Raw genomic sequence first — 20234 nt, 5'->3', positions numbered from 1 at the left:
GCCGTGGACGCTGGCGGAAAACGACAATTCAAGGCAGGCCGTTATGACCGCCCAACCCCTGATTCAATCACATCAGATTGGTGACTCTATCGCGTTACTGTCTGTTGCTTCGGGGGCAATCGTTTTGACCAACGATTTCGGAAGTTCCATTCATCAGGGTTTGGCCAATGGCCTAAGCCCCGAACAAATCGCGCGAAATCTCGCCGAAACCCCTAAGGATCAAACCGCTGCTCTGACGGCCGTCCAAACCGTTCTGAGCACTTGGGAAAAAGCCGGGCTGCTTTTGTCCTCTGCCCCCGAATTTCCCGATCCTGTCGACTATTCGCCGTCAGTCGGCACGACATTGCGGTTCGGTGGGGCCGGCGGAAACGGGCAAGTGCTGATTAGCGACGAAACGCTGGCCGAGCAGGTCAGCACCATCCTTGGCCACATGCCTCCCCTGCCCGGCCCTGAAGGTCGGGCGTTAAGTGCGCAGCGCACCCAAACTGGTTTTGCGATTTTTGATGGCGAACGCCCGCTCAGTGGCTCGATCCCATTGGATGCCGCGCGGTTTGTCATTATTCGCGAATTGGCCGAGGACCTGTGCGGCCAGCAAGATGTTGCCGCCGTCTTTCATGCCGGCTGTGTCGCGGACGGCAATCAGGCACTGATGATCTGCGGTGACAGCGGACAAGGCAAATCCACCCTGACCCTTGGCCTTGTGGCTGCGGGGTGCAGCTATCTTGGCGACGACCATATCCCCCTTCACCGAGACGGACGCACTGCGCTTTGCTTTCCGACGGCTGCGGGCGTCAAGGCCACCGCCTGGGACCTGCCCGAAATCATCGATCTGCAAACGCGGTTCGGTCTGACGCCGCAAAGCCCACGGCAAGGCGTGCGCTATCTTCCTTTGCATCGCGCGCAAGCGCCTCGGGTGGGGGAAAAACGGCCAATCGCAGCGCTGATTTTTCCGCACTTTCATCCGGATGCTTCTTTCGAAATGGTCCGACTTACGCCGGAACAGGCTCTGATTCAGGGTCTGCAGGCGGGTAGTCGCCTGTCCCGTTCACACAAAAGCAACCTTGCACCCCTGTGCAATTTTCTGAACGATGTGCCCGCGTACGCGCTGCACTATTCTTCGTCCTCACAATCTGTGCCTGCATGTCTGAAGCTGATGTCATCTCACGAAACCTAGGTCTGTGCGGGTCGGCATCTCACCGCGCAGTTCTTGGGCTGTTGTTGGTGGCGCTGGACAGGCCCGCATATGACGATCTGGAGCAAGATCTGGCCAACGCTCAGCCCGAGCATCTGGCCGCAATCGCCAATCAGTCTTATGGCCAGGTGATCCTGCACAGCGCGTTTCAGCGAAATCCCAAGCTAAGCACCCATATCCCCGAAGACTTGGGCATCTATTTCGCCGAGATGCAGCGCGCCAACCGGGATCGCAATCAACATGCCATCACGCAGCTTCGTCAGATCGCTGCGATACTGGCGCCACATGGCATCTCGGTTGTGGCACTGAAGGGGGGCGCCGATGTTCTGGACCCCCTGCACGCCACGCCCGAACATCGATATATCAGCGATCTGGATTTGCTGGTTCCGGCCGCACAAGCCCCTCAGGCTGCCCAACTGCTGCGACAGGCCAAGGGGCTCAGCACCGCGGACCAACTGGTGCAACCCCGCGCCCATCACCACCTTGCGCAGATCTCCCATCCCGATTGGGTGTTCACCATCGAACTGCATGTCGAAGCAGGCTCGGATTCAGTGGCGCAAGTCTTGCCCGCATCCGATGTTATTGCCCGAGCCACGCCAAGCGGGATCGAAGGCGTCATGATCCCCAACCTTGAAGACCGGTTTTTACACCACATTCTGCATGGGCAAGAGCTGCGGCACGAAACTGCCAGCCTGAATCTCAGGCTGTTGGCGGACCACATTCAGTATCTGCAAAAATTGCCTGAAAGGGCACAAAATCAGGCTCTAAACCGGCTGAATACGCATAAACTCGGGGCGTGGTTGAAGGATCTGACCCAGCTGGCTGACGGCCTGTGCGGGGCCGCCAATCTGGCCCCAACAGGCTGGGCCGCCCGCGCCTTGCGGTCTTTTGGAGACCCGGATGAGGCCCGCGCCCAGGACAATGCATTTTGGTTGCGCCACTATCTGCGTCGCTTTGTTCTCAACAAGGCCTACAGGCGACAAGCCCTGCGCAAAAGCCTTAGCCCCGCAGCATGGGTAGAATTCTTTGCATTTCACAAAGACCGACGCAGCAAGTTCAAATAAAATGCGGAGAGGCCGGCAATGGCTGACCCCTCCGCTTCCCCACGTGCTCCCTACTCACCACACGCGAAACTTTTCCGGGGCCGGCCATCCTGACTCGGCTTTCAATCAACATAGCGCAATCAACGCACTGGCCCTAATGCCGAGTGTTTAGAATACTGTTCAAATGCAAAACGCCCGCCGGAATGGGCGGGCGTTCGCAGTGCAAGACACCAATATCAGCCGTAGATCGATTCTTTGCCGAAGTGCTTGGTCAGCATGTAGTAGACCACAGCGCGGTATTTGTTGCGCTCGGAGCGGCCATAGGTCTCGATTACCGAGTTGATCGCATCCATCAGCTCGGGCCCGTCGGCCAGGCCCAGCTTTTTGATCAGGAAGTTGTTCTTGACGGTTTCCAGCTCGCTTTCCTGCGTGGCAGCGACGGTCGACGCATCGTCATTATAGATCGCGGGACCGCATCCGATTGTGACCTTGGTCAGCAGGTCCATGTCGGGGTTCATTCCGCATTTATTTTTCAGGTCGTCCGCGTATTTGGCGATCAGATCGTCCCGTTTTCCCATTTCAAACTCCCAATCCTTGGGCCTACTGCCCGTTATCGTAAAACCCAAATCCTGGGTTGTGCCGAAGCGTACCCCGAAAACGCGACGGAACAAGAATTTTCTCCGCTGCGGCGCCATATCTGAGGCTGAGCGGCGGAATTTCCCCTCTTCCCTAGGGGAAGCCCGAAACGAAATTCGCCCGCCACACAGGGTGACGGGCGATTTACGCGAATTTTGGCGATGATCAGTAGCGGTAGTGATCGGGCTTGAACGGGCCCTCGGGGGTGACGCCGATATATTCCGCCTGGTCATTGGACAGGGTCGAAAGCTTCACGCCGATACGTTCCAGATGCAGGCGCGCGACCTTTTCATCCAGATGTTTGGGCAGGATGTAGACCTTGTTTTCGTATTCGTCGCCCTTGGTGAACAGCTCGATCTGGGCCAGCACCTGGTTGGTAAAGCTGGCGGACATCACGAACGAGGGGTGGCCAGTGGCGTTGCCCAAGTTCAGCAGGCGGCCTTCGGACAGCAGGATGATACGGTTGCCGCTGGGCATCTCGATCATATCCACCTGGTCCTTGATGTTGGTCCACTTGTGGTTCTTCAGGTTGGCGACCTGAATTTCGTTGTCGAAGTGACCGATGTTGCCGACGATGGCCATGTCCTTCATCGCGCGCATATGCTCGATGCGGATCACGTCCTTGTTGCCGGTGGTGGTGACGAAGATATCGGCGTCTGACACGGCATCTTCCAGCGTGGTCACCTCGAACCCGTCCATGGCGGCTTGCAGCGCGCAGATCGGGTCAATCTCGGTGACTTTCACACGCGCGCCGGCGCCACGCAGCGAGGCGGCCGAGCCTTTGCCCACATCACCATAGCCGCAGACCACGGCGACCTTGCCAGCCATCATGGTATCTGTGGCGCGGCGGATGCCATCAACCAGCGATTCCTTACAGCCATATTTGTTGTCGAACTTCGATTTGGTGACCGAGTCGTTCACGTTGATCGCGGGGAAGGGCAGCAGACCGTCGCGTACCAGTTGATACAGGCGGTTTACGCCGGTGGTGGTTTCCTCGGACACGCCTTGGATCGCATCGCGGGTCTTGGTGAACCAACCGGGGCTTTCCTGCATGCGCTTCTGGATCTGCGCCTTGATCACGACCTCTTCTTCCGAGGACGGGGCGGGCAGAATATCCTCGCCTGCTTCGGCGCGGGCACCCAGCAGAACATAGAGGGTCGCATCACCACCATCATCCAGGATCATGTTGGGGCCTTCGGGGAACAAGAAAGATTTGTCCAGATAATCCCAATGTTCCTCAAGGGTTTGGCCCTTGATCGCGAAAACCGGAACGCCTGCCTTTGCAATCGCCGCCGCCGCGTGATCCTGCGTGGAAAAGATATTACACGAGGCCCAGCGCACATCCGCGCCCAGCGCCACCAGCGTTTCGATCAGAACGGCCGTCTGAATGGTCATGTGAAGCGAGCCGACGATGCGCGCACCGGCCAAGGGCTTTGCTTCGCCGTATTCCTCGCGCAGCGCCATCAGGCCCGGCATTTCAGTTTCGGCAATATCCAGCTCTTTACGGCCGAAATCAGCCAGAGAGATGTCTTTAACGATGTAGTCGGTCACGGGCATGGCTCCTGCGTTGTTGGCGCGCGTGTATCACTCTTGGTGTGATGTAACAATGACAAGCCTCGGGTCAAATTCTTGCCAAAGTCTGCGGCTAGTGATTGTTTATCAATATTCCACAATCTGGCGGCCTGCATGAGTGTTGTTGATAGTTTAGAAGCCCAGAATGAGTATGGCCGATATTCCGTGCCCCCTGGCCTGGATCATCGCCCCGCTGTCCGGCTGATTAAGTCCGGCAAGGTTTACGAACCCCGCACCATCCAGTTCATGCGCCAGAATGCAGGGCAGGGTGATATTATCCATGCAGGCACGTTTTTCGGGGATTTTCTGCCGGGCCTCAGCGCCGGGATGGCCGACGGAGCCCGGATTTGGGCGTTCGAGCCGAACCCGAACTCGCATCACCACGCCAGACAGACAATTGCCTTGAATGATCTGGGCAATATCACCCTGACTCATGCCGCTGTGTCCAACGCGGACCGAGAGATCCTGTTCAAGACCTGCGATGATCAGGGCAACCCTCTGGGAGGGCACAGCCGATATGTCGAACAGGACGGACCGGGGGTGGAGAGCGTGCCCTCGATCCGGTTGGACAGCGTGATCCCCAGCGATCGGAATGTCTCGATCCTGCAGTTGGATGTCGAAGGGCACGAACGCGCAGCGCTTGAGGGCGCGATGGACATCATCGCCCGCTCTAGGCCCATCCTGATCCTTGAGGAGTTTCGCTATAAACGCTGGATCAAGGCCAAGCTGGGCCACCTGGGGTACGAGCTGAAACGCAAGGTCCACGCCAACAGGGTCTTTGCCCCCGCGGACCGGGTGTTATAACCAACGAAAAGCCCCGAGGTAGAGATGGCACAGCCCCCCCGCGCATGGCAGCGCATGCTTTCGGGTCGCAGGTTAGACTTGCTGGACCCGACGCCAATGGATATCGAGATCGAGGACATCGCCCACGGTCTGGCCTTTGTGGCCCGCTGGAACGGTCAGACCATAGGGGATTTCCCCTATTCCGTGGCCGAGCACTCGATTCTGGTCGAGCAGCTGTTCACCCGGATGTACCCCAAAGCTCCGCCAAAATGGCAGCTGGCCGCGCTGCTGCACGATGCCCCGGAATACGTAATCGGTGACATGATCAGCCCGGTGAAGAACGCGGTCGGACCTGGCTATGGCCAGCTGGATCAACGCCTGACGGCCGCGATTCACATCCGCTTTGGCCTGCCCGCGCAGATCCCTGCAAGTGTAAAGAAACAGATCAAACGCGCCGATCGTGTCAGCGCCTGGATGGAGGCCGTGCAAATCGCGGGGTTTTCTGTCGCCGAAGCAAACAAATTCTTCGGCAGGCCCGATACCACTCTGACCGAAGGGCTGGATATCCACCTGCGCCCCCCCGTCGAGGTGCGGGCAGACTATACGCACCGTCATGAAACATTGCTGAGCCAGATATGACGGTCCTTATCCGGAAAGCCGGTCCGCTTGACACACGGCCCATGGCTGAACTGCTGAACCAAATCATAGAAATAGGCGGAACCACCGCGTACACCGAACCGGTGACTGGCGAAGGCCTGGCGCAGAAAATGGCGCGCTATCCCCAGGGTGCCGCTTGGCATATCGCCGAGGACGAGCAGGGTAATCTGCTGGGGTTTCAATGGATTGCACCAAATCCGTGGCTTCCCCCCGAGGCCGTAGACATTGCCACATTCGTCCGCGTCGGTCAGACTGGTCTGGGCGTAGGCTCGGCCTTGTTTGATCGTAGCAAAGCATCCGCGCAGGGCTTTGGTTACAGATGGATCAATGCCTCGATCAGGGCGGATAACACAGGCGGCCTGGCCTATTACCAAAGCCGTGGGTTCGAGGATTGGTCAAGCACGTCAGGGCAGGGACAGGGCTTTGCCAAAGTGCACAAACGCTTTGATCTGGACTAGGCTTCAAGGTCTTCCAGTTGGGCATCAACCGCTGCGGACTCGGTTTCGGTCAGTGCGGGCCAATACTGATCTGCGTCGATAAACCCTTGCGCGCAAAGCTCTTGCCCGATTTTCAAAAGGTCGAGCTCTTTGATGCTGTGTTTTTTGCCGACGGCCATTTGGATGGCGTCAGGCAAAGCGTGAACCAGATGTGCCGGACGCCCGGTAAAGGCCGCCATCTGTCGGCGCAAAGCGCTACTTTTGCCCGCAGGACGGCGCAGGATGATCGCGATCTCTTGGTCGGGCCGTGCCACCATGGCCAAAAGGTGCAGCGCACTGCCGTCAAAACCCACAATCCGCCGAGCGGCGCGATAACGGGCGATCTGAGTTGCGATGCTGTGACGCTCGGGGTGGAAAATCGTGTATCCGGCGGCGGACATGCGGCTATCAAGGATGCTTTCCCCCACAAAGCCGCCGTGTTTCACGCTCATCCCCGAACGCGAGATGAACAGGTTTCGGGGGCCTTCGGGTCGAATGTCGCACGCAAAGTTGCGGGAAATGAAATCGCGATAGACCGCCGTGCCCCCTGCAATCCGTCCCAGTCCGACACCCTGGCCGGGCACATCCAGGTTTTGGACTTGCATGGGGGTTCGGATCAGACGAATGGGGCGATTCCCAACCAGCAGGCCAAGCAATTCTGTTTGGTACCAATTCAGATCAGGCGAGGTTCCTTTTCGCGGGACAAAAATGATCCCGTCATGCTCGGGGTTCAGGGCCCAAAGCCGCGCGGTGCTTTCGGTCAGAAAATGCCCAAAATGATTGAATAAAGTGCCCCCCCACAGCCAACGGCCAGACAGCTGTTCGCAAGGAGTTTCGAAAGGCGAGGGGGGCAGGGTGATTGCGACCTCGCGCCGCCAAGTGGCACCGCGCGGGACATAGGCGCCCTGTGCGCTCAGAACGCCTGACCGGGGCTGGGGCTCGTCCTTATCCGGAGGAACCACAAAAGCATTCTGAAATTGCCGAACCGCTGATGACCACCCGCCGTCAGGATCAGGAGGCAAGGCCGGGTCGCGCTGCATCAGCCTAGCGCGGCGAGCGTTTGGCCAGGATACGCTGCAAAGTACGGCGGTGCATGTTCAGCCGGCGCGCGGTTTCGCTGACGTTACGGTCACACAGCTCATAGACACGCTGGATATGCTCCCAACGTACGCGGTCTGCGCTCATCGGGTTTTCCGGGGGCGGAGGCAGCTCGTCCGGTTGAGCCAGCAGCGCGTTCATGATGTCAGCTGCATCGGCCGGTTTCGACAGGTAATCTGTTGCCCCGATTTTGACCGCAGCCACCGCCGTAGCGATGGCCCCATATCCGGTCAGAACCACAACGCGGCAATCAGGGCGTTTCTCGCGCAGCACCTCGACCACGTCTAGGCCGTTGCCGTCTTCAAGCCGAAGATCACAGACCGCATAGGCCGGAGGGCGCGCCGTGGCGATGGCCTTGCCGGCCGCAACAGACCCGGCTGTTTCAACCGAGAAACCACGCTTTTCCATGGCTTTGGCCAGACGCTTCAGAAAGGGTTCGTCGTCATCCAGCAACAGCAGGCTGTTGTCTTCGCCGATCTCCTGAAGATTCTCTGCCATGCCTGTCTCCTCCGAGCCTCAAAGATGTGTTAAAAATCCTTGTATAGCGGCACGTTGCCTGCGTCAAACATTCGCAGGCCGTTATCTGGCATCCATAAAGCATTGCAGCGACTTGGCCATGACCTCGGGGGTCATGTCGCGGCGGAAGAACTCGATGAAGCCTTCTTCGGGGAAGACAAGGTAGGTGAAGGTCGAGTGGTCGATCAGGTAATACTCCTCGTCGCCGTCCTCGGGTTCCTGCTTCTGATAGAAGGTGCGATAGGCCATGCTGGCGGCTTTGACCTGCTCAGGGGTGCCGGTCAGACCGATCATGCGCGGATGTAGGTAATCGGTGAAATCTGCCAGAACCTCGGGCGTATCGCGATCCGGGTCGACCGAGATGAACACGGGCTTGATGATGGTGCCCTGATCCTCGAGCAACTGAATCGCCTCGGCGTTACGAGAGTTGTCCAGCGGGCAGACATCCGGGCAGAACGTATAACCAAAATACAGAAGCGAAGGCTTGTCGATCACCTGTTTGTCCGTGACCGTTTTGCCGGTTTCATCCACCAAGGTGAATGGCCCCCCGATCTGAGAGCTGCCGCCCGCAACAGCGCCCACGCGGCAATCAGCGTATTTGTCCCCATCCTTGGGACCAGTGGTTACGTACCAGGTCGCGCCCAGCAGGGCGACGAGAGCAACGGCCGAGGTGGCGGCAATCAGGTTGCGGGACATGGGCACTCCTTAGCGAAGGTTATTGATCTGCTGTCCATGCATATTTAACACTGAATGCCAGAGTTCAACGGGACGAAGCCGCGCACATGACACAAACCGACTTAGGGGTTCTTAAAGGACGGCAGCGCGGCAACTGGATCAAGCTGCGCACCATCATCCTGCTGCGTTGGGTTGCGATTGCCGGACAGATCAGTGCTTTGGTCGTCGCCGGGCAAGTGCTGAATCTGAATATCGAATACGGGCTGTGTATCCTGGTGGTCAGCGTCTCGGTTGTTGGCAACCTGGTGGCGATGTTCGTCTTTCCTGAAAGCAAGCGCCTGACCGAGGCCGAGAACCTGCTGATGGTCCTGTTTGATTTGTTGCAACTGACCTTCCTTCTTGGCCTTACAGGGGGGCTGCATAATCCGTTCTCGATCCTGATCCTGGGGCCGGTAACGGTGTCTGCCTCGGCACTGTCCTTGCGATCGACCATTTTTCTGGGGATCACCGCGATCCTGGCGGCGACCCTGTTGGCCGAATTTCATTTTCCGCTGCGCACCGAACAGGGCTTTATCTATCGCGTCCCTGAAATCTTTGTCTTCGGTAACTGGGTTGCCATCGTGATCGCTGTCGTGTTCCTGGGCATCTACTCGCGCCGAGTGACGGTAGAAATGCACTCGATGTCGGACGCGCTGCAGGCAACCTATATGGCACTTTCGCGCGAGCAGAAACTGACAGATATCGGCGGGATCGTCGCCGCCGCGGCGCATGAACTGGGCACACCATTGGCGACGATAAAGCTGACCAGCGCCGAACTGGCGGACGAGTTGGACGATCGACCCGAATTGCAAGAGGACGCTCTGCTGATCAAGGAACAGGCTGATAGATGCCGGGACATAATGCGATCCATGGGCCGGGCCGGTAAGGACGATCTGCACATGCGCCAGGCGCCCTTGACCGAAGTGATCCGCGAGGCCGCCGAACCGCACCTGGATCGCGGTAAGGAAATCCACCAAGACGGCTTTGACGACGCGCAAACTCAGCCAAGCATCCTGCGCCGCCCCGAGATTATCCACGGGCTGCGTAACCTGATCCAGAATGGCGTTGATTTTGCCGCTCGGAACGTCTGGATCGAAAGCGAATGGTCCGAGGACACGATCACCATCCGCATCATGGACGATGGCCGGGGGTATCCCGCGCATCTGATCGGGCGGATCGGTGATCCTTTCATGCGAAAACGGCGCAGCGGTTCGGATGCGACGCAACGACCCGGGTACGAAGGCATGGGCCTTGGGCTTTTCATCGCGAAAACCCTGCTGGAACGGTCGGGTGCCGAACTGAGCTTTGCCAACGGCAGCGATGCCAGCGCCCACAGCAAGCCCGAATCCCTGAAAATCGGTGCTATCGTTGAAGTTGTCTGGCCCCGTAGCAAAATTGACGCGATCTATGGTGAAAACGCCGTTCCGATTGGGGAAAACCAACCTCTAACCATTTGAAACCACGGCACGTTAATCCTTTATTAACGAAAAATCTCTCAACCTGAGGAAGTATTTTCAAGGGATAGAGATGCTAAGCCTTTCCGCGACTGTTTTCACATCCATCATTTCCGCCTCTGCCGCCACTGCAGCGATGTATTATCTGTTTCGCAATCGCCGGACGGACGGAAACGACCGCACACAGCCCGACCACGATATCCGCTATCTTTTTCAAGGCCCTGATCTGCTGAATGTCTCGGGCGGAGGTGAGTGGTTGTTTGAATCCGGGCATGGGTTCGGCAACTCAGATTGGGAGCAATTGCGCCACGTGCTGTTACCTCGGTTCCCTGGCTTTCCCACCACACCCGAGGATTTGGACACCGATATCGTTAGCTTCCCCGCCAGTGTTCCAGGCGACGATGCCGAGCTTTTGTTCGAACGGATCAACACGATGACCCGCATCACCGTTCTGCATCCAAACGGGGGTGTGATGCAGGCCGCTGACCTTCATCAGCGCCTTGTATCCGAGAATCGCGTGGGATTGTTCGAACAAGCGGTGGACAACAGCCCCTTTCCTATTTGGAGCACGGACAAAAACGGCCAAATGATCTGGGCCAACCCTGCCTATCTGCAGCTGGCGGGGAACGTGGAAACCGATCTGGACGATGATCTGCCGCCGCTGTTTTCGGTGCCCCCTCCGAACGAAGACAGCAACCCCCGACAGCGGGCGTCGGTCGCGCTGAAAGATTCGGACAGCAATATCTGGTTTGACGTGACCTCGGTCGCGACCCCCACGGGGGGAATGCATTACGCCATCGACGTAAATCCCGTCGTCCAGGCCGAGATCGCCCAGCGAAACTTTGTCCAGACCCTGACCAAGACCTTTGCCCAGCTTTCAATCGGGTTGGCGATTTTTGATCGCAAACGGCAACTGGCCCTGTTCAATCCAGCGCTGACCGACCTCAATCACCTAAGCCCCGAATTCCTAAGCGCTCGGCCCACGTTGTTCAGTTTTTTCGACAAACTGCGGGACTCGCGGATTATGCCCGAGCCAAAAGATTACTCGTCCTGGCGTGAAAAGATGTCTGATCTGGTACTGGCGGCGACGGACGGGCGTTATCATGAAACATGGAACCTGCCCAACGGACTGACCTATCGGGTAACAGGAAGGCCTCATCCGGACGGTGCTGTGGCCTTTTTGTTCGAGGATATCAGCTCTGAGGTTGCCGCAACCCGCCGATATCGCTCGCAACTGGATGATCTTCACGCGTTGTTGGATGGAATGCCCCAAGCCATTGCCTTCTTTGCGGCCAATCAGACACTGACATTCGCCAACGAAGCCTACCGTGACCTTTGGGGCTGCGACCCCGACGTTGTCCTTGAGGTTGAAACATTAGAGCAATCAATTCGTGCGTGGTCGCAATCCTGCATTCCCGGCACGGATTTTTCGGCTCTCAAAAGCGGGGACCCGCAAACAATTCAGGTCACCCTGACAGACGGGCGACGCCTTGTTTGCAAGGTCAAGCCGATGCCCGCGGGAAAATTCGCCATTTCGTTCGAACCGATGCGGGCCACCCTGCAACCCAGTCTGGCCCTGCCTGCGTGAAGCCGCTTGCGGGTGGCGCGTGGTCAGGTAATCTCGCGCCATGTCGGTCGAAATACAGCTTCATTCCCCCGAAGAAACAAGCGCCTTTGCCGCCGCGCTTGGTGCCAGGCTGCAGCCCGGAGACGTGATCCTGCTTGAAGGCGGGATCGGCGCCGGAAAAACTCATTTTGCCCGCAGCTTGATCCAATCCTTGCTGGAAGAGCCCGAAGACGTGCCTTCGCCGACCTTCACACTGGTTCAGGTCTATGAAACCCCGCGGTCCGAGGTTTGGCACGCGGACTTGTATCGTCTGTCTGACCCGAACGAAGCAACGGAACTGGGCTTGGAAGATGCCTTTGACTCTGCGATTTGCCTAGTTGAATGGCCCGACCGCCTGTCAGACTTGGCCCCTGCCGGTGCGCTTTCCATGTCGCTTGAGGCCACTGGTGACGACAGCCGGCATGTGCAACTGAACTGGCAAGACGACAAATGGGCCGCGCGCCTGAAAGGACTGCTATGACCGACCGCGCCGCGCTGGCCAAAGTCTTTCTGAATGGGACCGATTGGGCCGGAATAGAGCCTGTTTCTTTGGCAGGAGATGCCTCGAACAGACGGTATGATCGGCTGACCCGTGGCGGAGAATCCGTCGTACTGATGGACGCCCCCCCAGAAAAGGGCGAGGACGTCCGCCCCTTTGTTCGGATCGCCAAGTTTCTGGCGGATTGCGATCTGAGTGCGCCCAGAATCCTTGCCCAGGACCTTCAACACGGATTCTTGCTGCTTGAGGATCTGGGTGATGATCTGTTCGCCCGCGTGGCGCGCGCGCAACCTTCACTGGAGCACGAACTTTACACTGCCGCAACAGACGTTCTGGTCCAACTTCATCGCCATAAACCACCCGAACTAGAGCCATATTCGCCCGAATTCATGACCGAAATGGCTGCATTGGCTTGGGAATGGTATCAGCGCGGGATCATGGGTCAGGCAAATCCCGATGCGTTTTCACAAGCTTTTCTGCCGCTCTTGCAGGCGCACGCATCCGATCAGTCCGTCCTGATCCAGCGCGACTATCACGCCGAAAATCTGCTTTGGCTGCCCGAACGCCTGGGCGCCGCGCGTGTTGGCCTGTTGGATTTTCAGGACGCGCGCACCGGGCATCCTGCCTATGATCTGGTTTCATTGCTAAAGGACGCGCGGCGAGATGTTTCACCGCATCTGGAACAGCAGATAATTGCTTATTACGTAGAGAAAACAGGCTCTAATCAGGCGGAATTCGAGGCTTCTTACCAAGTTCTGGGAGTTCAACGAAACTTGCGTATCCTTGGCGTGTTTGCTCGGCTTTCGATGATGTACAACAAGCCATCCTATGTCGATCTTATTCCGCGCGTGTGGGGTCATCTGCAGGATGGGCTGCGGCACCCGGCGTTGGCCTCGGTCGCGCCGCTGGTACAAAAGCTGCCTGCACCGACCCCTGAAAACCTCCAGAAATTGAAGGATCAAGCCGGATGCGCCCCTCGTCTGTAATGGTCTTTGCCGCTGGTTTCGGCACGCGAATGGGGGCGTTGACTCGGTCCATGCCCAAGCCAATGATCCCCGTCGGGGGAAAGCCATTGATCGATCACGCGCTGCACCTTGTCGAGGGTTTGGAGTTCGATCCTATCGTGGTGAACCTGCACTATTTACCGGAACAGATCCGCGATCATCTGAATGGGCGCAACATCCTGTTTGCCGACGAAACGCAGGAAATTCTGGAAACTGGAGGCGGTCTGAAGGCCGCCCTGCCGCTGCTTGGTGCTGGGCCGGTACTGACGATGAACACCGACGCCGCCTGGGCTGGCCCCAACCCGGTGCCTTTGCTGACCCAGGCTTGGGACCCTTCAAAGATGGACGCGCTGCTGATGTGCGTGCCGCCCGAGAACGCGATCGGCCATGCAGGGCAGGGGGATTTTCTGCTGAAGGACGACCGCCTAAGCCGCGGTCCGGGGTTGGTTTATTCGGGCGTGCAGATCATCAAGACCGACCTGCTGCACCAAATCCCGGAAAGGGCGTTCTCTCTTAACCTTTTGTGGAACCAGATGCTGGCCGAGGGCCGCATTTTCGGGCTGAGCTATCCTGGAAAATGGTGCGATGTCGGGCGGCCCGAGGGAATCTCTTTGGCCGAAGACATGCTGGGGGCCGCAGATGTTTGAGGCTTCGGATAAACCTCGCGTCTACGGCGTTGGCCTTGGGGTGGATTTTCCTGCAGCGCTGGTGCGTGGGTTAGAGGCACGAAATCAAGGGCTGCCGCCCCAGCAGGTGGCAAAAACCCAGCTGATCCTTAGCACGCAGCGCATGAAGCGTCGTGTCCGCGACCTGTTCGATGCCGGACCGGCGCTGCTGTTGCCGCGGTTACAGCTGGTCACCGATCTGGCTTTGGGGGCCGGGGTGTCGGATATCCCGACGGCGGTACCTCCTCTCAGGCGGCGATTGGAAATCTCGCAGCTGGTCTCGATCTTGCTGGACCGCGAGCCCGATTTGGCCCCACGTTCGTCGCTATATGATCTGTCCGACAGCTTGGCCTCGCTTCTGGACGAGATGCATGGCGAAGGCGTTGACCCGCAGGTTATCCGCGCGCTGGATGTCTCGGATGAAAGCGGACATTGGGGCCGGTCGCTGCAATTTCTAGAGATCGTTCAGCACTATTTCGATCAGGCTCATGAAGCGCCGGACAGGGAAACACGGCAGCGGATGGTGGTGCGCGGATTGTCCAGGTTATGGGAGGCCACGCCGCCCCAAAACCCCGTTGTGATCGCTGGCTCGACCGGGTCACGCGGAACAACGATGTTGCTGATGAAGGCCATCGCAAAGCTGCCACAAGGCGCGATCATTCTACCTGGTTTTGACTTCGACATGCCCGCCAGCGCGTGGGAAGATCTGGCCGATCCGCTGACCTCGGAGGATCATCCGCAATATCGGTTCCACAAGCTGCTGAGCGAACTGGGCCTGACCCCTGCCGATGTGATCCCGTGGGATGATACGCCGCCAAATTGCCCGGCGCGATCCGCCTTGGTTTCGCTAGCTTTGCGCCCGGCACCTGTTACGGATCAATGGCTTAGCGAGGGCCCCGAACTGGCCGATCTTCCCGGCGCTATGGCCAACGTCACCGTTGTCGAGGCCCCTTCGCTGCGGGACGAGGCATTGGCGATCGCGATGCGTCTGCGCAAAGCGGTGGACGAAGGGATTACCGCCGCCCTGATTACGCCCGACCGAATGCTGACCCGCCAGGTCTCGGCTGCGTTGGGGCGCTGGGGGGTTCTGCCTGATGACAGCGCCGGCACCCCTTTACAGCTGACGCCTCCGGGGCGGTTTTTGCGCCATGTTTCGGCTCTGTTTCACCAGAAATTGACCTCTGAGGCGTTGCTTACCCTGCTGTCTCATCCCCTGACCCATTCGGGCGGTCAAAGGGGCATGCACCTGCTGTTGACCCGCGAACTGGAGCTTCACGTCCGCAGGAAAGGCGCACCGTTCCCGGATGCCGAACTGCTTGAAGGCTTCGCCGCCAAGACCAAGCTTGAGGGCGCCAAGGCATGGGCCGAATGGGTCTGCGCGGCGTTCATGGATCAAACCGCTGATGCTATGTCGCTTGAAACATGGGTGGATCGTCATCTGGCGTTGGCCGAAAAGATCGCGGATGGCGCGACGCCGGTGCAAACTTCTGAGCTGTGGAAAGAGGACGCCGGTCGCACCGCCCGCTCTGCCGTGGACGAGCTGCAGCGCGAGGCCCCTTATGGCGGAGAGATGTCGGCCCATGACTATGCAGATCTATTCGGCGCGATCCTGTCGCGGGCCGAGGTGCGCAACCCTGACACGCCACACCCAAACATCCTGATCTGGGGCACGCTTGAGGCACGGGTTCAGGGCGCCGACCTTTTGATACTGGCAGGCCTGAACGAAGGAAGCTGGCCCGAGGCGCCGTCACCAGACCCTTGGCTGAACCGCCGAATGCGCCTGAATGCGGGTCTATTGCTGCCCGAAAGGCGCATTGGCCTGTCCGCGCATGACTTTCAGCAAGCGATTGCCGCACCCGAGGTTTGGCTGGCTCGCTCGATCCGTTCAGATGACGCCGAGACGGTGAAATCTCGTTGGATGAACCGGATCGCAAACCTTTTGAACGGCCTGCCGGAACAGAACGGACCCGAGGCTTTGCGCGACGCATCAGAGCGCGGCCAGACGTGGTTGGCCCTGGCGCGTAAACTGGAAGAGCCGGGGAAAGCGCCCCCTGCGGCGCGCCCGTCCCCTGCGCCGCCGGTCGAGGCCCGCCCGCGCCAGATGTCAGTCACCGAAATTGCACGGCTGATCCGTGACCCATATGCGGTTTACGCCCGTCGCGTGCTGGGCCTGCGGCCCCTGGATCCGTTGATGAAAGCACCTGACGCCCTGCTTCGCGGCACCGTGGTGCATGAGGTGTTCGAGCAGTTCATACGCCAACGTGATGGCGCCCTGACCGCCCAGCGCCTGAACCAGATCGCCGCCGAGACACTGGCCAAGAACGTTCCATGGCCCGAGGTTCGCAGCCTTTGGGCTGCGCGGGTGCAGCGTGTCGCCGATTGGTTTGTCGCGCGCGAGCTTACCCGCCGCCAGACAATGCAGCCCGCGCGGCTTGAGGTTCCGGGCAAGGCCTCGATCCCCCACCTGGGGTTCACCCTAACGGCCAAGGCGGACCGGATCGATCTGGATGAACACGGGCAGGCGTATTTGTTCGACTATAAAACGTCGGCTCCTCCGACCGTGGCGCGACAGAAGGCTTTTGACAAACAGCTTTTGCTTGAAGCCGCGATGCTGGAAAAAGGGGGCTTTGAAGACATGGCGCCGCTGAGAGTCGCCGGGGCAACCTATATTGGGCTTGCCGCCCCCCCGAAGGAACAAGATGCCCCGCTGAACGAAGAACCTGTTCCCGTAGTATGGGCGCGCTTCGAACAGTTGATTTCGGCGTATTTAGAACCTGATACGGGCTTTACCGCCCGCCGTGCGATGTTCCAGGACAAAGACCGCTCGGACTATGATCCCTTATCGCGGTTCGGCGAATGGGATCTGACAGTCGAGCCGGAAAAGGAGCACGTGAGCCATGAGGGATGAGGCGACACAAGCGCAGGTAACCGCTGCCCGACCTGGCTGGTCGACGTGGCTGTCGGCCAACGCGGGCTCGGGCAAGACGCGGGTTCTGACGGATCGGGTTGCGCGGCTGCTGCTGCGCGACGTGCAGCCTCAGCATATCCTGTGTCTGACCTATACCAAGGCCGCCGCAAGCGAGATGCAGAACCGTCTGTTCAGCCGGCTTGGCGAATGGGCCATGCTGCCGGATACGGAATTACGCAATCAACTTACCGAACTGGGTGCCGATAGCGATGTGGACGACGCGGCGCTGCGCAACGCGCGGACTTTGTTCGCGCGGGCCATCGAAACGCCGGGCGGATTGAAAATTCAGACGATTCACTCGTTTTGCTCGGCCCTACTGCGACGGTTTCCGCTAGAGGCAAAGGTCAGCCCTCAGTTCAAGGAAATGGAGGACCGCGCCGCTGCCCTGCTGCGCGAAGAGGTTCTGCGAGAGCTGGCCGAACGTGACCCTGAAAGGCTGGCGGGCGTGGCCCGATACGTCACGGCAATGGACTTTGATGGCCTGACCCGCGATCTGATCATGCACCGGACCGAGTTCGGCGAATTTCTTGACCCCGCAGGGTGTTTGTCCCTGTTCGACCTGCCCGAAGATTTCGATGAAACAGCGTTGCATAACTTGGTGTTTCAGGGTGGCGAAACCCAGCTGGTTGCCGACCTGATCGCAGCCCTGCGGACCGGAAGTTCCAACGATATCAAGGCTGCTGGCACGCTGTCCGCCTTGGAGGAGATTTCTCTCAAGACGCTCCCTGCCTTTGAAAAGCTATTCCTGTTCGGATCGAACGCGAAGACACCCTTTGGAACCAAGTTCGGTGCGACTCATGGCGGGTTTCCGACCAAGAAGATCCGCGAAAACTTCGTGGATTTGATGCCGCGCCTAGAGTCTTGGATGCTTCGTGTAGAGGACGCGCGCGAGCGGCGTTTGGCCCTTGCCGCCGCCCGCAAGACGGCTGCTCTTCATAGTTTCGCAAGCGCCTTCCTGCCCGCCTACGAGCAGAAAAAGCAGGATCGCAGCTGGCTGGATTTCGACGACCTGATCCTGCGCGCCCGGGATTTGCTGACGGACCCGGCGGTGGCGGCTTGGGTGCTGTACCGGCTGGATGGCGGAATCGACCATATCCTGGTGGACGAGGCGCAGGACACCTCGCCCGCGCAGTGGAAAGTGATCGAGCTGTTGGCCCAGGAATTCACCAGCGGACAGGGTGCGCGAACGGAAAAAGAGCGCACGATTTTCGTCGTTGGGGACAAAAAACAGTCGATCTATTCATTCCAAGGCGCGGATCCGCGCGAGTTTGACCGGATGCAGCGCGAATTCGGACATCGGCTGGACCAAACGGACCATCCCTTGGCCGTACAGGAATTGCAGTACTCGTTCCGATCGTCCAAGGCCATTTTGGACTTGGTTGATGAAACCTTTCGCGATCACGAAGACTCGGGCTTTCCGGGCGATGGGCGTCACCGAGCTTTCAAGGATCAAATGCCGGGGCGCGTCGATCTGTGGCCCATCATCGAGCCCAGCAAAGACGACGCAGACGAAGACTGGTACGCGCCCGTCGACCGGCTGAGCAAAAAGCATCACAGCATTCAGTTGGGCGAGCAAATCGCTGACGGCATCAAGGCACTGATCGATGCTGAACACCCCATTCCCGAAGAGATCGGACGCTCGGGTCAGTTCCGGATGCGGCCTGTCCGGCCAGGGGATTTCCTGATCCTGGTGCGTAAACGGTCGGGGCTGTTCCCCGAGGTGATCCGTGCGCTGAAGGATCGCAAACTTGCTGTTGCGGGGGCGGACCGGCTGAAGGTTGGCGCTGAACTGGCGGTCAAAGATCTGGCTGCCTTGCTAACATTCCTGTCGACCCCCGAAGACAGTTTCAGCCTTGCGGTCGCTCTGAAATCCCCCTTGTTCGGGTGGACCGAAACACGGCTGTTCGATCTGGCTCATGATCGTAAGGAGCCGTATTTATGGGAAACTCTGCGCAAGAGCGCCGACAAGTACCCCGCCGAGATGGCCGTGCTGAACGATCTGCGCGGACAAACTGATTTTCTGCGGCCCTTCGATCTGATCGAGCGTATCCTTACCCGCCACGACGGCCGCCGTAAACTGCTGGCGCGTCTGGGGATCGAGGCCGAAGACGGGATCAATGCCTTTCTTGCGCAGGCTTTGTCTTATGAACGCAGCGCGATCCCCAGCCTTAAAGGGTTCCTGGAATGGATGGTGACCGACGATCTGGAGATCAAACGCCAGATGGACAGTGCCGAAGATCAGATCCGCGTGATGACAGTGCACGGCGCCAAGGGGCTTGAGGCGCCGATCGTGATCATGCCCGAAACCCTGAAACAAAAGGCTCCGCCAAGCGGAGATGTGCAGATCGCCGATGGTCAGCCCGTGTGGAAAACCAGCGCAGACGAAACGCCCGAGCTGCTAACGCAGGCTAGGGCTCAGATCGCCGAAGCAGAAGAGCATGAACGCGACAGGCTGTTATACGTCGCCATGACCCGGGCCGAGAAATGGCTGATCTTGGCTGGTGCAGGGGACTATAAGCAAGGCGATGGCTGCTGGTATGACAAGGTTCACGCGGCGGCTTTGCGACTGGGTGCTGAGCCAGCGGCGATGCCCACAGGCGAAGGGCTGCGGTTGGAGCATATGGACTGGTCCGGCCCGGTCGAGCGCAGTGAAGATGCGGCCCGGACGATCGATATCGCTTTGCCCGCAGTGTTTACCCAGCCTGCCGCTGATCCAGAGAAGCCATTGGGCACGCTCAGCCCCTCGGATCTGGGGGGCGCCAAGGCCCTGCCGGGCGAGGCTGGCCGGGATGAAGACGAAGCAAAGCGTCGCGGCACCTGGCTGCATATGATGCTTGAACATCTGCCCGCCGCCGATCCCGCTGCCTGGCCTCAAATGGCGGCGAATATCTGCGACGGCGCTGCCGATGCCCCAGACCTTCTGGCCGAGGCCACCAATGTCATTCGTAATCCGGACCTGGCCCATCTGTTTGACGATTCCGCTCTGGCCGAGGTCCCCGTGACCGCCAATCTGCCCGCATTGAACGGCCGCCGCCTGCATGGCGTGATCGACCGGCTGATTATTTGTGAAGACCGTGTTCTGGCCGTCGATTTTAAATCCAACGCAGTTGTGCCATCCTTTGCGCAACAAGTTCCCGATGGGCTTTTGCGGCAGATGGGGGCTTATGCCCATGTTTTAGCTCAGATTTACCCGAACATGCAGATCGAGACCGCAATTCTGTGGACAAAGACGGCAACCTTAATGCCGTTGCCACAAGATTTGGTGACCGGGGCTTTGAAAACCACAAGCCTTCTTGACGCTGGGGGTCAGGCTTCCTAGGTTCTGATCCGAACCAAATTTCAGGAGAATTC

17 protein-coding genes are annotated in these 20234 nt (G+C 58.9%); 12 read left to right on the top strand and 5 right to left on the bottom strand.

All coding sequences use genetic code 11. The features are described 5' to 3' along the window. Positions 1–124: 124 nt before the first annotated feature. On the top strand, positions 125–1174 hold the full coding sequence (locus ACOQOQ_RS04830) for a hypothetical protein (RefSeq protein ID WP_420569004.1): 1050 nt from the start codon (positions 125–127) through the stop codon (positions 1172–1174). After that, complete coding sequence (locus tag ACOQOQ_RS04825) at positions 1141–2256, top strand: nucleotidyltransferase family protein (RefSeq protein WP_420569003.1); 1116 nt, start codon at positions 1141–1143, stop codon at positions 2254–2256. The genes ACOQOQ_RS04830 and ACOQOQ_RS04825 overlap by 34 nt, the downstream gene beginning before the upstream one ends. Before the next feature lie 215 nt (positions 2257–2471). On the opposite strand, the gene ACOQOQ_RS04820 is transcribed toward ACOQOQ_RS04825, so the two are convergent. Together ACOQOQ_RS04820 and ahcY are read right to left on the bottom strand one after the other, a co-directional pair. Next, positions 2472–2813: a DUF2853 family protein gene (locus tag ACOQOQ_RS04820; protein WP_420569002.1), complete on the bottom strand. Its 342-nt coding sequence runs from the start codon at positions 2811–2813 to the stop codon at positions 2472–2474. A gap of 223 nt (positions 2814–3036) precedes the next feature. Next, entirely contained in the window at positions 3037–4428 is a 1392-nt protein-coding gene (gene ahcY / locus ACOQOQ_RS04815; protein WP_420569001.1) for an adenosylhomocysteinase, read from the bottom strand. Between the two features lie 129 nt (positions 4429–4557). Here ahcY and ACOQOQ_RS04810 point away from each other — a divergent pair, with 129 nt between their 5' ends. From ACOQOQ_RS04810 to ACOQOQ_RS04800, 3 genes are read left to right on the top strand one after another with little or no spacing between them, the layout of a single operon-like run. Then, positions 4558–5247, top strand: a complete 690-nt coding sequence (locus ACOQOQ_RS04810) for an FkbM family methyltransferase (protein WP_420569000.1) — start codon at positions 4558–4560, stop codon at positions 5245–5247. Between the two features lie 24 nt (positions 5248–5271). Further along, positions 5272–5865 (top strand): hypothetical protein, encoded by a 594-nt coding sequence (locus tag ACOQOQ_RS04805; protein ID WP_420568999.1) that lies wholly within the window; start codon positions 5272–5274, stop codon positions 5863–5865. Further along, positions 5862–6341, top strand: coding sequence for a GNAT family N-acetyltransferase (locus tag ACOQOQ_RS04800; RefSeq protein ID WP_420568998.1), 480 nt, complete (start codon positions 5862–5864; stop codon positions 6339–6341). Before ACOQOQ_RS04805 ends, ACOQOQ_RS04800 begins: the two co-directional genes overlap by 4 nt. On the opposite strand, the gene ACOQOQ_RS04795 is transcribed toward ACOQOQ_RS04800, so the two are convergent. From ACOQOQ_RS04795 to ACOQOQ_RS04785, 3 genes are all read right to left on the bottom strand, one after another. Next, positions 6338–7321 (bottom strand): glycosyltransferase 61 family protein, encoded by a 984-nt coding sequence (locus tag ACOQOQ_RS04795; protein ID WP_420568997.1) that lies wholly within the window; start codon positions 7319–7321, stop codon positions 6338–6340. The two genes, ACOQOQ_RS04800 and ACOQOQ_RS04795, sit on opposite strands and share 4 nt — an antisense overlap. Positions 7322–7403: 82 nt before the next feature. Continuing rightward, positions 7404–7955, bottom strand: coding sequence for an ActR/PrrA/RegA family redox response regulator transcription factor (locus ACOQOQ_RS04790; RefSeq protein ID WP_420568996.1), 552 nt, complete (start codon positions 7953–7955; stop codon positions 7404–7406). 81 nt (positions 7956–8036) lie between these two features. Next, entirely contained in the window at positions 8037–8669 is a 633-nt protein-coding gene (locus ACOQOQ_RS04785; RefSeq protein WP_420568995.1) for an SCO family protein, read from the bottom strand. A gap of 86 nt (positions 8670–8755) precedes the next feature. On the opposite strand from ACOQOQ_RS04785, the gene regB reads away from it, so the two are divergent. From regB to addA, 7 genes are all read left to right on the top strand, one after another. Further along, positions 8756–10144 (top strand): sensor histidine kinase RegB, encoded by a 1389-nt coding sequence (gene regB / locus ACOQOQ_RS04780; RefSeq protein ID WP_420568994.1) that lies wholly within the window; start codon positions 8756–8758, stop codon positions 10142–10144. Positions 10145–10214: 70 nt separating this feature from the next. Then, positions 10215–11729 (top strand): PAS-domain containing protein, encoded by a 1515-nt coding sequence (locus tag ACOQOQ_RS04775; RefSeq protein ID WP_420568993.1) that lies wholly within the window; start codon positions 10215–10217, stop codon positions 11727–11729. Between the two features lie 40 nt (positions 11730–11769). Beyond that, on the top strand, positions 11770–12228 hold the full coding sequence (gene tsaE / locus ACOQOQ_RS04770; RefSeq protein ID WP_420568992.1) for a tRNA (adenosine(37)-N6)-threonylcarbamoyltransferase complex ATPase subunit type 1 TsaE: 459 nt from the start codon (positions 11770–11772) through the stop codon (positions 12226–12228). Continuing rightward, entirely contained in the window at positions 12225–13232 is a 1008-nt protein-coding gene (locus ACOQOQ_RS04765; protein ID WP_420568991.1) for an aminoglycoside phosphotransferase family protein, read from the top strand. Before tsaE ends, ACOQOQ_RS04765 begins: the two co-directional genes overlap by 4 nt. Next, a complete protein-coding gene (locus ACOQOQ_RS04760; protein ID WP_420568990.1) occupies positions 13214–13897 on the top strand; it encodes a nucleotidyltransferase family protein in 684 nt (227 codons plus the stop codon). Before ACOQOQ_RS04765 ends, ACOQOQ_RS04760 begins: the two co-directional genes overlap by 19 nt. Further along, on the top strand, positions 13890–16823 hold the full coding sequence (gene addB / locus ACOQOQ_RS04755; RefSeq protein ID WP_420568989.1) for a double-strand break repair protein AddB: 2934 nt from the start codon (positions 13890–13892) through the stop codon (positions 16821–16823). Before ACOQOQ_RS04760 ends, addB begins: the two co-directional genes overlap by 8 nt. Further along, on the top strand, positions 16813–20202 hold the full coding sequence (gene addA, locus ACOQOQ_RS04750; protein WP_420568988.1) for a double-strand break repair helicase AddA: 3390 nt from the start codon (positions 16813–16815) through the stop codon (positions 20200–20202). The genes addB and addA overlap by 11 nt, the downstream gene beginning before the upstream one ends. The last annotated feature ends 32 nt before the right edge of the window (positions 20203–20234 follow it).

The sequence above is a fragment of the Thalassovita sp. genome (genome assembly GCF_965218685.1).
Lineage (GTDB): Bacteria > Pseudomonadota > Alphaproteobacteria > Rhodobacterales > Rhodobacteraceae > Thalassobius.
This window is presented reverse-complemented; position numbering and strand designations above follow the sequence as displayed.

Bases quoted from the DNA above. Each gene is read 5' to 3' on its own strand.
- regB (WP_420568994.1), top strand. From the start codon at position 8,756: ATGACACAAACCGACTTAGGGGTTCTTAAAGGACGGCAGCGCGGCAAC.
- ACOQOQ_RS04810 (WP_420569000.1), top strand. From the start codon at position 4,558: ATGAGTGTTGTTGATAGTTTAGAAGCCCAGAATGAGTATGGCCGATAT.
- ACOQOQ_RS04785 (WP_420568995.1), bottom strand. From the start codon at position 8,669: ATGTCCCGCAACCTGATTGCCGCCACCTCGGCCGTTGCTCTCGTCGCC.
- ACOQOQ_RS04790 (WP_420568996.1), bottom strand. From the start codon at position 7,955: ATGGCAGAGAATCTTCAGGAGATCGGCGAAGACAACAGCCTGCTGTTG.
- ACOQOQ_RS04765 (WP_420568991.1), top strand. From the start codon at position 12,225: ATGACCGACCGCGCCGCGCTGGCCAAAGTCTTTCTGAATGGGACCGAT.
- ACOQOQ_RS04820 (WP_420569002.1), bottom strand. From the start codon at position 2,813: ATGGGAAAACGGGACGATCTGATCGCCAAATACGCGGACGACCTGAAA.
- addB (WP_420568989.1), top strand. From the start codon at position 13,890: ATGTTTGAGGCTTCGGATAAACCTCGCGTCTACGGCGTTGGCCTTGGG.
- ACOQOQ_RS04800 (WP_420568998.1), top strand. From the start codon at position 5,862: ATGACGGTCCTTATCCGGAAAGCCGGTCCGCTTGACACACGGCCCATG.
- ACOQOQ_RS04760 (WP_420568990.1), top strand. From the start codon at position 13,214: ATGCGCCCCTCGTCTGTAATGGTCTTTGCCGCTGGTTTCGGCACGCGA.
- ACOQOQ_RS04825 (WP_420569003.1), top strand. From the start codon at position 1,141: ATGTCTGAAGCTGATGTCATCTCACGAAACCTAGGTCTGTGCGGGTCG.
- ACOQOQ_RS04805 (WP_420568999.1), top strand. From the start codon at position 5,272: ATGGCACAGCCCCCCCGCGCATGGCAGCGCATGCTTTCGGGTCGCAGG.
- ahcY (WP_420569001.1), bottom strand. From the start codon at position 4,428: ATGCCCGTGACCGACTACATCGTTAAAGACATCTCTCTGGCTGATTTC.
- addA (WP_420568988.1), top strand. From the start codon at position 16,813: ATGAGGGATGAGGCGACACAAGCGCAGGTAACCGCTGCCCGACCTGGC.
- tsaE (WP_420568992.1), top strand. From the start codon at position 11,770: ATGTCGGTCGAAATACAGCTTCATTCCCCCGAAGAAACAAGCGCCTTT.
- ACOQOQ_RS04775 (WP_420568993.1), top strand. From the start codon at position 10,215: ATGCTAAGCCTTTCCGCGACTGTTTTCACATCCATCATTTCCGCCTCT.